Source organism: Streptomyces novaecaesareae, assembly GCF_000716875.1.
Classification (GTDB): Bacteria; Actinomycetota; Actinomycetes; order Streptomycetales; family Streptomycetaceae; genus Kitasatospora; species Kitasatospora novaecaesareae.
Window position 1 is genome coordinate 15,306 of record NZ_JNWQ01000009.1, and the last position, 11,575, is coordinate 26,880.

Sequence of the window (11,575 nt, forward strand, 5' to 3'; positions counted from 1 at the left end):
GGTGAAGGGGCGGACGCGGGCTGTCGGAGCGGCCGGGATCGGACGAGAATCGGGGGCACCCGGCTCGGCCCCGGCCGAGCCCGGCCCGGCTCAGCCCCGCCCGGTGCACCCCGGGCCCCGGACCCGGTAGGAGGACCCGCCCATGACCTCGACCCGCCCCGGCCCCGACTGGCTCGCCGACGCCGTCCTGTACCAGATCTATCCGCAGAGCTTCGCGGACTCCGACGGCGACGGCATCGGCGACTTCGCCGGCATCGCGGCGCACCTCGACCACCTGGCCTGGCTGGGCGTCGACACGATCTGGCTCAACCCCTGCTTCGCCTCGCCGTTCCGCGACGCCGGGTACGACGTCGCCGACTACCTCACGCCCGCCCCGCGCTACGGCCGCACCGAGGACCTGGTCGCGCTGGTCGAGGCCGCCCGCCGCAAGGGGATCCGGATCCTGCTGGACCTGGTCGCCGGGCACACCTCCGACCGCCACCCCTGGTTCCTGGCCGCGGCCGAGGACCCGTCCGACCACCGCTACATCTGGTCGGACCGCCCGGTGGACGGCTTCGTCGCCTCGCCCGGCCGCCGCCCCGGCTGGTACCGGCCGAACTTCTTCGACTGCCAGCCGGCGCTCAACTTCGGCTACGCGCGCAGCAGTCCGGAAGAGCCGTGGCGCCAGCCGGTGGACGCCGAGGGGCCGCGCGCCAACCGGGCGGCGCTGCGCGACATCGTGGCGCACTGGCTCGGCCTCGGCGTGGCCGGCTTCCGGGTGGACATGGCGTACTCGCTGGTCAAGGACGACCCGGGCAAGGCCGAGACCGCCAAGCTCTGGACCGGGCTGCGCGACTGGCTGGACCGCACCCACCCCGACGCCGCGCTGTTCGCCGAGTGGGGCGACCCGGCCGCCGCCGTCGCGGCCGGCTTCCACGCGGACTTCTTCCTGCACTTCGGCGGCGAGGACCACGGCCTTCCGCTGCGCTCCCTCTGGAACAACAACGGCGGGACGGTGGAGGAGTTCTGGCAGCAGGACGCCTGCTACTTCGAGGCCGAGGGGCGGGGCACCCCGCAGCCCTTCCTGGACGCGTGGCGCTCCGCCGCCGAACTCGCCGAGGGCAGCGGGCACATCGTGCTGCCCACCGCCAACCACGACTTCTCCCGCCTGGCCACCGGCCCGCGCACCGCCGAGCAACTCGCCCCGGCCTTCGCCTTCCTGCTCACCTGGCCCACCCTCCCGGCGGTCTACTACGGCGACGAGATCGGCATGCGCTACCTGCCCGGTCTGCCGGACACCGAGGGCAGCGTGCTCGGGCCGCGCTTCAACCGGGCCGGTTCGCGCACGCCGATGCAGTGGGCGCCGGGCCAGGCGGCCGGATTCTCCAGCGCGCCGCCCGAGCGGCTGTACCTGCCGGTGGACCCGGACCCGCGCCGCCCGGACGTGCTCTCCCAGCGCGCCGACCCGACCTCGCTGCTGCACACCGTCCGGCGGTTGATCGCCCTGCGCAGGGCGCACCCGGGGCTGGGCTCCGCCGGCGGGGTGGAGGTCCGGCACGCCGGGTACCCGCTGGTGTACACCCGGGCGGAGCGGTACCTGGTGGCGGTCAACCCGCGCCGGGAGCCGGCGGCCGTACGGCTGTCGGGCCTTCCGGCGGGTGTCCGGCCGCTGGAGGCGCAGGGCGTGCGGGCGGCGGACGGGGAGCTGCGGGCGGAGGGGTTCTCGTACGGGGTGTTCGAGCTGGGCTGAGCTCGGGTGGCGCGGGTGGCTTTCCAGCGCGGCGAGATAGTTGTAAACTCCATCCATAGATGGTTGCATTTACCACCCATATTCAGCCACCACCGGAGGACGGTACGAACGCCATGAGCACACCCCAGAACCCCGCCGCAGCGCCCACCCTGGGGCACTCGCTCAAGCACCTCGCCGTCCACCTGATCACCCCGCTGCTGATGTGCCTCGGCATGGCGCTCGCCTACCAGGGCGCCTTCCACCAGCCCGAGCCGCACCACCTCAAGGTCGCCGTCGTCGGCACCACGCCCCAGGCGCACGGCCTGGCGCAGGCGATCCAGGAGAAGGCCGGGGCCGCGCTCGACGTCCATACCGTGGACGACCGCGCCGCCGCCGAGCAGCAGCTGCACGACCGCGACCTGGTCGGCGCCTTCGTGCCGGACGCCAGGAGCCCCGAGCTGATCGTCGCCAAGGGGAACTCGGACACCTCGGTGGTGGCCGCCACGGCGGTGTTCACCAACGTCACCGACAGGCAGGGCGTCCCGCTGCACGTCACCGACCTCACCACCCCCGCCGAGGGCGACCCGACCGGCCAGGGCCTGTTCTTCCTGCTGGTCGCGCTGAGCATCGGCTCGTACGCGAGCGTGGCGGTGATCGGCGCCGCCGGGGCCGCGCTGGGCACGAAGGTCCGGACGCTGGTCGGGGTGGCGGTCTCGCTGGCGGTCAGCGTGATCGGGATCGTCACCGCCGGGCCCGTCTTCCACGTCGTCGACCACGCGTACGCCGCGGTCTGGGCGCTCGGCTGGCTCTACTCGGCGGGCATCGTGCTGGTCGGCATCGGCCTGCACAGCTTCCTGAAGAAGTGGACCACGCTGACGATGATGGTCCTGTTCGTGATGCTCAACTTCACCTCCTCAGGCGGCATCTACCGGCCCGAGCTGCAGAACGGCTTCTTCGGTGCCCTGCACGGCTTCTGGACCGGCGCCGGCTTCCTGGAGGGCGCGCGCAACGTCCTGTACTTCGACGGCGGCGCGGGCCTCGGCGGCCATGTGGTGACCCTGCTGGTCTGGCTGCTGCTGGGCGGGGCGGCCGTGGCCGCCGCGGCCGCGTACGAGGGCCGCGGGCGCCGTCCGGTGGAGACGCCGGCGGAGGCCGAGGAGGAGATGGAGGAGGCGGTCGCGGTCTGACCGCACCCCCGGAAGGCTTCACCCGGTGCCACGGGCATCGGCACCGGGTGAGGATCGGCGGCCCGCGCCCGGCCCTGGACAAGCCGGACGCGGGCCGCAGTGGCGGTACCGGGGCGCGCGAGCCGCGCGGGGCGCGGCGGCTCCGGCTTTACTGGCGAGCCCGCTTCCCCGGGGCCGGCGGTTCGGTGAAGCAGCAGTCCCCGCAGAGCCCGGCACCCGGCCCGACCCGGTAGTAGAGGCAGCAGCTGGTCCGCCGGAACGCCGTGCCGCGCGGGCCGGTGTGCAGTGTGCCGGACCCGGCCAGCGGCGGGCGCTCCAGCAGCTCCGCGACCAACGCCCGTGCGGCGCCCGGCGCATGGGCGTCCAGCACCCGCAGCGTGCCGGCCAGTGCGGAGGCGGCGTTGCCGAGCAGCAGGCGCGGGGAGAGCGGGACGACGGCCCGGACGGCCGCCGCCAGCGGCGCCAACTGACCGAGCAGGACGGCCTGGTGGAGCTGGTCGGCGAGCGGGCCCGCGGCCGGACGGGCGGGCTCCGGCGGCGTCCAGAGGTCGAGCGGGCCCTGATCCGGGATGCGCACCCAGGCGTGCTCCAACGTCGGGACGGCACCCAGCAGGACGGCCGAGCCGAGGCCCACCGACCAGAAGCGGGCGGCCAGTCCGAGGTGCAGGATCGAGGCGGCGACCCGGGGTTCGGCGGTGCCGAGCCGCTGCGCCACCACCCGGAGCCGCGCGGCCAGCGGCGCGTCCGGCCCGGTGCCGTACAGCTCGGACAGCGGGCGGAAGCCCTCGGGGGGAAGGCCGGTCGGGGAGGTGTCCAGGGCGAAGTACGGGCCGACGGCGGCGAGTCGGCCGTAGTCGGGCGGCAGCCGGTCGGGCGCGGGGTTCAACGGCCGTCCCCTGTGCGGTCGTTGAACCCCGCGCCGACGCGCGGCGGGGCGGTCTGACGGTCGAGGGACAACGGGGCCTCCAGGTCTGCGGGCGCTCGGTCGGGCGGCGGTGCGCAGCCCCGGCCGGACCCGAAAGGCCCTGGCGGACCCGGTCGGCCGGGTGTCAGCCGCGCACGGAGAAGTCACCACCGGTCGTGCGGATGAACGGTACCGTGCCCTGGCAGTCCGAGATCGACTGGCCGAACATGCCCCAGACCCAGCCCATCCGGTCGCCGTGCCGGCCGTTGTCCTCCACCGAGAGCGCGACCTTCTTGCCGGCCAGCTCCAGGCCCGGGAACCACGGCGCCTCGCCCTTGGTGATCACCCCGGTGGCGATCGCCTCGCGGCCGCCGCCGGCCAGGCAGGTGATGTCCCCCTCGAAGTCGGCGACCAGGCGGCCGTCGGTGTGCACGTGACGGACGTGGAAGTGGCCCGTGGTGCTGCGCGGATCGGTGTTGGTGGCGGTGCGGGCGTCCACCGAGATCTGCACCGGATCACCCTCGAAGCCGTGGAACGCGGCGGTGAGCACGGTGCTGCCGGTGCCGTGCACGTTCACCGGCCCGAAGCCGTCCACGGCGGCGGCGAGTTCCCCGGCGGAGACGGGCGCGGCGGAGGCCGGTCCCACGGTGGCGACCGTCGCGGCCAGGAGGAGGAGCGAGGCTGCGGCGGTGGCGAGGCGACGGTTCATGGCGGTTCGTGCTCCTTCGGGGCGGTTGTTCCGACGGCTACGAGTCTGCTCCGGGTCGTCCGGGCAAACCTCCCGCTGCGGAGGGGAGTTGCCCGCGACCGGCTCCCTCGCGGGGAGGAGCCCGCCTCCCCCGGGAGAGCTGCCCGTAGGCTCGGCCGGGTGCGCACCGAATCCCCGACCCACCCCGTCCGGCGGCGTTCCGTACGGTTCCGGCGGCCGCTCGCCGTCCTCGCCGTGCTGCTGCTGTCGGCGCCCGTCGCGCTCGCCCACCCGGGCGATCACGGCCCGGCGGTGCTGCTCGCCCTGTCGGCCGCCCTGGCCTCGGTGGTGGCGCTCCTGCCGTGGCCCACCCGGCGGATCACGCCGGGGGCGGCGGCAGGGGCGGTGGCCGGTGCCTCGCTGCTGCTCGACCTGCTCTACCAGGGCCCGTACCGGCTGCCCGCGTTCTGGCTGCCCTTCGAGTGGCTCGCCCTGCTCGGGGTGCTGTTCCGGGCCGTCCGCCGGCTGTCCGACCGGTGGGCGGGGCCGGTCGGCGGGCTGGTCGGGCTCGCGGCCGTCCTGCTGCCGCTGCGCTTCGCCCTCCGGACGCCCCAGGGCGGTGCGGCCGGTCCGGTGATCGGTGTGCTGCTCTCCCTGCTGCCGGTACTTGGGGTCGCGGGGGCGGCGCTCTACCTGCGCGTCCTGGAAGCCCGCCGGGAGCGGGCCGTCGCCCGGGCCCGGCGCGAGCAGCGGCTCGACGTGGCCCGGGGGCTGCACGACTTCGTCGCCCACGAGATCACCGGCATCGTGCTGGAGGCCCAGGCCGGCCAACTCCCGGGCCAGGAGCCGGAGGAGACCGCCGCGCTGCTGCGCCGCCTGGAGGAGGCGGGGCTACGGGCGCTGGACTCGATGGACGAGATGGTCGGCGCCCTGCGCGACCCGCAGACCAGCTCTTACCGGCAGGGCAGCTCCTACCGGCAGAGCAGCTCTTACCGGCAGGGCGGCTCTTACCCGCAGAGCGAGGAGAGCGGCCAGGACGACCGGGCCACCGCCGCGACCACGCGCCGCCTGGGCCTGGTCGACCTGCCCGAGCTGGTCGCCCGCTTCGGGGCGACGGGCGGCAGCGGCCTGCGCGCCACCGCCGACCTGGCCCCCGGCACCGCGGACCTGCTCCCCGCCGAGACCCAGGGGACCGCCTACGCCGTCGTCCTGGAGGCCCTCACCAACATCCGCCGCCACGCCCCGCAGGCCACCGAGGTCAGCGTCCGGGCGGCCCTCGACGGGGACGGCGCGGTCCGGGTGACCGTCACCGACAACGGCGGCCCCGCCCGCAAGCCGCTGCTGCGCCGCCCGGGCTCCGGCGGCACCGGACTGGCCGGTCTCACCGCCCGCACCACCGCCCACGGCGGCTCGCTGACCGCGGGGCCGGTCGAGCCCGCGGGCTGGCAGGTCAGCTGCGTGCTGCCGGGGCGGTAGCGGGGCCGGCGCTGACGACCGGCGGTGGACGCTCGACGAGTGGACGAGCGACCGTCATCGGGCAGCTCAGCAGCTCAGCAGCTCAGCAGCTCGGCGGCTCAACGGCCCCGGCCGCCGCCGCGGGCGCCGCGCGGGCGGGAGAGGGTGAAGCGGTCGACGGGGACGAGGTCGCCGTACGGGCCGCTGACGGCGTAGTACGTGACGTCGATGGTGGTCTGCCCGTTGCGTTCGCCCGGGTTGACGTCGAAGGACGCGAAGCCGTACGGGTTGTCGGCGTCCCGGAAGGCGGACCAGGGGGCGTCCTCGATCACGTACACCGGGGGGCGCTTGCCGGTGGCCGGGTCGACGGCGCCGACGCCGGTGATGACGCGGGCCTTCGGGGGGTCGAAGAAGAGCTGGTTGGACGGGGCGGAGGTGCCGCCGCCGCCGATCACCATGTGGACGGTGCCCTTGGTAGTGTCGATGGTCCGGGTGCCGGTGGCGACCGGGATCGGGGTGCGGGTGTCGGTCGGCTGCTGGCCGCGGATGGGGTGCGAGCGCTCGTAGTGGTGCTCGTGGCCGCAGACCACCAGGTCCACGCCGTACTTGTCGAACAGCGGCACCCAGGCCTCGCGCACGCCGAGGTCGGCGCCGTTGAACTTGTCGGCGGTGGAGATGACCACCTGGTGCATGCAGACCACGATCCAGTCGATCCCCGGGTCCGCGTCGGCGGCCGCCAACTCCCGCTCCAGCCAGCGCTGCTGGGCGCCGCCGGAGTAGCCGTGGACGTAGGAGTTGCCGGCGTCCTGCAGGGCCACGTCGTCGTTGTTGAGGCTGATGACGCGTACCGAGCCGGCGGTGAACGAGTACCAGAGGCCGCGCAGTTCCTCGTCCGAGCCGGCGTTCGGCAGGTCGAAGTAGGTCTGGTAGGCGCCGTAGCCGATCGGGCCGTTGCCCTTCTCGTTCTCGTGGTTGCCGGCCGCGGGCATCCAGGGGCGGTGGCGGGCCGAGCGGCTGTTGTTCTCGAACCAGTCGGACCAGGTGCGGACCCGGTCGGTGGCGATGTTGGCGTAGCAGAGGTCGCCGTTGAGCAGGTGGAACAGCGGGGCGATCCGCTCGACCCCGGCGGTGGTGTCGCCGGCGGCGGGGCTGCCGAGGTTGTCGTTGACGTAGCCGTTGGCGGTCTTCCGGCCGAGGGTGGGGGTGCCCTGGTCGCCGAAGCTGGTGAAGGTGAAGGCGGACCGGCCGCGCGGGGCGGTGCGGACGGTGCCCAACTCGGGGGTGGTGCCGTCGTGGACGGCGGCGTAGACGTAGTCCGTGTCGGGGTGCAGGCCGGTCAGCCGGGCGTGGTGCACCTGGACCTCGGTGCCGGAGGCGGCGTCCCGGTAGGTGCGGGTCGCGGCCTGGCTGGTCCGCCCGAAGCCGCCGTGCGAAGTCCCGTACATCACCCGGGGGTTGGAGACGGACCGGGTGGTGTGCCAGGAGACCACCACCTCGCGCGAGGCGTCCGAACCGAACTGGAGGTGCAGGCCGGCCACCCGTGGGGCGCCGGAGCGCCCGGGCCGCTGCCACAGCAGCGGGGAGGCGGCGGGGTCCGCGGGGGCAGCGGCGGCGGGGGCGGCCGCGAGTCCGGAGAGGGACACGGCGCCGCCGAGGCCGAGGCCGGAGGCGCCGGCCAGGAGCCCGCGCCGGCTGACGGGGGGACGTCCACTGGAAGCGTTCATGGGGGCCAGCTCACCGTACGGAGGTGAACCGTGCCGGGGCTTCGGCGTGAACTTTCCCGCTGGGCAGCGCGTGGCAGACTGCTGGGCGTGACGAGTGCGAACGGCGAGTCCCCGCGGGTGATCCGCACCCTGATCGCGGACGACCAGGAGGCCGTACGGCGCGGCGTGCGGCGGATCCTCCGGGCCCAGCCGGACATCGAGGTGGTGGGCGAGGCCTCCGACGGGCTGGCCGCGCTGGAGCTGGCGGCCGAACTGCGGCCGGACGTCGCGCTGGTGGACATCCGGATGCCGCGGATGGACGGTCTGGAGCTGACCCGGCGGCTGGCCGGGCCGGGGGTGGCGGAGCCGGTGCGGGTGGTGGTGCTGACCACCTTCGACCTGGACGAGTACGTGTATCCGGCGCTGCGGCACGGGGCTTCGGGGTTCCTGCTGAAGCGTTCCGGCCCGTCCCTGCTGGCCGAGGCGGTGCGGGCGGCGGCGGACGGGGAGAGCCTGATCAGCCCGTCGGTCACGGTCCGGCTGCTGCGGCACGTGACGTCGCCGCGTCGCCCGGAGCGCCGCGGCCCCGCGGCGGCGGTGCCGTTGACCGAGCGGGAGGTGGAGATCGCCGGGCAGGTCGCGGCGGGCCGCACCAACGCGGACATCGCCGCGGAACTGTTCATCTCGCCGGGGACGGTGAAGACCCACGTCGCCAGCATCCAGCGCAAGCTCGGGGTGGCGAATCGGGTCGGGATCGCCGTGCACGCCTGGGAGATGGGCTACGCCGTACCGAACTAGCGGCGTACTTGGACGGCGCGTCCGCAGAGCGGCGCGTCCGCAGAGCAGCGTGTTTACGGAGCAGCGTGTTTACGGAGCAGCGCGTCCACGGAGCCGAGGGGATGCTCCGTGGACGCGCGGAACCTACGAGGTGGGGGCGGCCTCCGGACGTACCGCTGATGTCCTCCGGCCGGTAGTTCGATCGTCGACCGAGGTAGTCCCAGCGGCAGACCCTGATCCGTCTCGATCTGTCGCCACTGCCTCCTGCGGTCGAACTCCTTCAGCTACCTCGCAGGTCCACCTCCCATGATGCGCCTCCTACGCCGCCTGCACCAGGGGTGAACGGCCCGAATTCGGGCAAATTTCGCAAGTTGTGGGGTCTTGGCCGGGCGCTACCATCCGTCGACGAAGCTCAGCGTCCGGTGGTACGGCCCCTCGGGCCCGGTGCTGCAGTAGTCCTCGGTGCTGCTGCCGGTCCGCACGGTGCGGTCGCCGTCGTGGCGTTGGGCGGTGGGGCGCAGGGCGTGGTCGACGGTCGAGCGCTCGGTGACGTGCCCGCCGGTGGCCGTGGTGGAGACGCGGTGGTAGCCGAGGTCCATGGCGGTGTGCTGGTCGGTGTTGCCGGCCGCGTCGTGGCTCACCTTGTAGGTGACGTCCAGCGGTTCGCCCTCGTGGACGGTGGTGGTGCGGTGCGGCCCGCCGCCCCAGGTCGAGGTGGTGCGGGTGAGGTCGGTGCCGTTGTGCAGCGTCACGTCGTTGCCGCTGTCGCGCAGTTGCTGGGCGGAGTCGAAGGCGAGGTCGTCGCGGACCTCGGTGGTGATCCGGCCGTGCGAGGTCTGTACCCAGCCGCGGGCGAGGTCGTGCCGGGCGGCGGTGACCGTCCAGTCCCCGCTGCCGCCGCCGTGGTCGGCGAGTTGCGTGGTCACGGCGGCCTCGGGGGCGACCCGGTGGTCGGTGAGCTGCCCGGTGGTGCGGGCGGCGCCGTGGTCGGTCTCGGCGAAGAGGTTGAGCTGGCCGGTCCAGACGTCGTTGCTCTGCGCCTCGGCCGCGTTGACCGTCACGCCGACGGTGTGCGGGCGGCCGTCGAGCAGCAGGCCGACGTACGGGGTGAGGTCGAGCCGGTAGGCGGGCAGGTCGAAGGCGAAGACGCCGGGGACGGGCCGCCACAGCAGGGGGTCCCAGCCGCCGGTGTAGATCACCGGGTACGGCCAGACCGCCCCGGCCACTCGGCCGTCCACGGTGAGCCGCAGTTCGCGGAACGGGCCCTTGCCGCAGGCACCGAGGCCGGGGTTGGCGGCGACGAAGGCGTCCGGCGCGGAGGCGTACGCGAACTCCTCGCAGGCGCCGCCGCCCCGGGCGTACACCTCGGCGGTGAGGCGTTCGAGGTTCTGCGGGAAGGTGAGGTCGCGCCCGGCGGCGGGGGCGGCCTGGGTGAGCGCGAACGGGCCGGTGGTGAGCAGCCGGTCGGCGCTCCGGGCGGCGGGCCAGCGGTCGTTCGCGGTGTAGAAGGTCAGGCTCGCGCTGATCGTGAAGACGCCGGTGTAGGTGGCGTCGGTGACGTTGGCGAGGTCGAAGGAGAACTCCTGCGGGCCGGCCGTGAACAGCGGGGCGTAGCGGGTGACGTCGTGCTCGACGTTCCATGCGATGCCGTCCTTGGACGGCTCCGGGGTGGAGGACAGCAGCACCTGGACGCCGCCGACGCGGACGCTGAAGATCCGGTCGAACTGCCGCCCGGCGACCTGCCCGTGGAGGTCCAGGACGACCGCGGACCAGGGGCCCGCGCAGTCGGCGGGCGGGGTGAGGGTGGCGGTGTACGGGGTGTCGGGAGGGCTGCCGTACCCGTTGCGGAACTCTCGCTCGTGCATCACGTCGACGGTGCAGGAGCGGGTGTCGGGCCGCGTGAGCGGCCTGGTGGCGGTGACCGGGTCGTGGTAGTCGGTGCCGAAGTCGGCGTGGGCGGGGCCGGCGGCGGTGAGGGTGCCGGCGAGGGAGAGGACGGCGGTGCCGAGCAAGGCGGCGGCGCGGCGGAGCAGCGGGCGCAGGGCCAAGGCGGTTCCCCGGGTCGGGCGGTCCGTCGGCGCGCGACGGGCCGGGTGGGTGATCCGGGCATCCTTCCGGCGGTGGCATGCCAGCGTCAAGGGTGGCCGTCGGGGCGCCACGGTGGGTACCACTGCGGGCGTCACGGCGGGCGCCACTACTGCTCTTCGAGCGCCGCCGCCTCCTGCCGGATGAGGTCGCGCAGGGTGGCCAGCCGGGGCCGGCGGTCGTCCAGTCGCCACTGCATCTCCAGCGGCAGGGTGGCCCGCCCCTCCAGCCGTACGGTGGCCACGTCCTCGGTGAGGTGGCCGGTCATCGAGCCGGGCACCAGCGAGAAGGCGCGGTTGCGGGCGAGCAGGTAGAGCCGGGAGCCGACGATCCGCGGCGGGCTGACCAGCACCGGCGGGTCGACGCCGTGGTCCGCGCAGAGGCCGAGCACGTGGTCGTAGTAGCGGGGGTGCTGCTCGCGCGGCCACAACAGCAGGGGCAGGTCGCGCAGTTCGGCCAGGCGCAGGCCGGAGCGGCCGGACAGCGGGTGGTCCCGGCCGAGCGCGACCAGTACCGGCTCGTCGGCGATCCGCTCCAGCCGGTAGCCGTCCACCTCGTCCAGGAAGCGGCCGAGGCCGATGTCGGCGAGCTCGGCGGCCAGGGTGGCGGAGACCTGCCCGGTGTCCACGGCGAGTTCGACGGTGTCGAGCGCGGGCAGTTCCTGCTCGGCCCGGCTGACCACGGCGGGCAGCAGCCGGTTGACCACGCTCGGCGAGGCGACGATCCGGGCCGTGCCCAGCCGGGACTCCTCGTGCAGCCGGACCCGGGCCAGCAGCGCCTCGGCCTGGCCGAGCAGCCGCGCGCTCTCGGCGGCCATCACCTCGCCGGCCTCGGTGAGCGCGACGGAGCGGCGGCTGCGGTCGAACAGCTCGACGCCGACGGTCCGCTCCAACCGGGCGACCTCCTGGCTGACCGTCGGCTGCGAGATGTGCAGCCGCTCGGCGGCCCGTCCGAAGTGCAGCGTCCTGGCGACGGTCAGGAAGACCTCCAGCTGACGCAAGGTGAAACCCATGCCAGCCAGGGTAGACGAGGAGTGGACGAACCAATAGGTGACAGGCTATCGGAAGG

9 protein-coding genes are annotated in these 11,575 nt (G+C 74.4%); 4 read left to right on the forward strand and 5 right to left on the reverse strand.

What is annotated here, in order from left to right; translation table 11 throughout:
• The first annotated feature begins 142 nt into the window (after nt 1-142).
• Both OP86_RS05145 and OP86_RS05150 read left to right on the forward strand, forming a co-directional pair.
• Nucleotides 143-1,729: an alpha-amylase family glycosyl hydrolase gene (locus tag OP86_RS05145; RefSeq protein WP_030256499.1), complete on the forward strand. Its 1,587-nt coding sequence runs from the start codon at nt 143-145 to the stop codon at nt 1,727-1,729.
• Between the two features lie 113 nt (nt 1,730-1,842).
• Nucleotides 1,843-2,895, forward strand: coding sequence for a membrane protein (locus tag OP86_RS05150; protein ID WP_030256502.1), 1,053 nt, complete (start codon nt 1,843-1,845; stop codon nt 2,893-2,895).
• 148 nt (nt 2,896-3,043) lie between these two features.
• On the opposite strand, the gene OP86_RS05155 is transcribed toward OP86_RS05150, so the two are convergent.
• Together OP86_RS05155 and OP86_RS05160 are read right to left on the reverse strand one after the other, a co-directional pair.
• Nucleotides 3,044-3,781, reverse strand: a complete 738-nt coding sequence (locus OP86_RS05155) for a (2Fe-2S)-binding protein (protein WP_234434867.1) — start codon at nt 3,779-3,781, stop codon at nt 3,044-3,046.
• A gap of 163 nt (nt 3,782-3,944) precedes the next feature.
• Nucleotides 3,945-4,508, reverse strand: coding sequence for a hypothetical protein (locus OP86_RS05160; protein WP_051829705.1), 564 nt, complete (start codon nt 4,506-4,508; stop codon nt 3,945-3,947).
• A gap of 159 nt (nt 4,509-4,667) precedes the next feature.
• Here OP86_RS05160 and OP86_RS05165 point away from each other — a divergent pair, with 159 nt between their 5' ends.
• Nucleotides 4,668-5,963: a histidine kinase gene (locus OP86_RS05165; RefSeq protein WP_051829706.1), complete on the forward strand. Its 1,296-nt coding sequence runs from the start codon at nt 4,668-4,670 to the stop codon at nt 5,961-5,963.
• A 98-nt stretch (nt 5,964-6,061) separates the two neighbouring features.
• On the opposite strand, the gene OP86_RS05170 is transcribed toward OP86_RS05165, so the two are convergent.
• Nucleotides 6,062-7,666, reverse strand: coding sequence for a purple acid phosphatase family protein (locus OP86_RS05170; protein WP_030061317.1), 1,605 nt, complete (start codon nt 7,664-7,666; stop codon nt 6,062-6,064).
• Between the two features lie 87 nt (nt 7,667-7,753).
• On the opposite strand from OP86_RS05170, the gene OP86_RS05175 reads away from it, so the two are divergent.
• Nucleotides 7,754-8,443, forward strand: a complete 690-nt coding sequence (locus tag OP86_RS05175; RefSeq protein ID WP_280921422.1) for a response regulator — start codon at nt 7,754-7,756, stop codon at nt 8,441-8,443.
• A gap of 371 nt (nt 8,444-8,814) precedes the next feature.
• Here OP86_RS05175 and OP86_RS05180 read toward each other — a convergent pair whose 3' ends face one another.
• A complete protein-coding gene (locus OP86_RS05180) occupies nt 8,815-10,470 on the reverse strand; it encodes a peptide-N4-asparagine amidase (RefSeq protein WP_051829707.1) in 1,656 nt (551 codons plus the stop codon).
• 146 nt (nt 10,471-10,616) lie between these two features.
• On the reverse strand, nt 10,617-11,519 hold the full coding sequence (locus tag OP86_RS05185) for a LysR family transcriptional regulator (protein ID WP_051829708.1): 903 nt from the start codon (nt 11,517-11,519) through the stop codon (nt 10,617-10,619).
• Nucleotides 11,520-11,575: the final 56 nt, after the last annotated feature.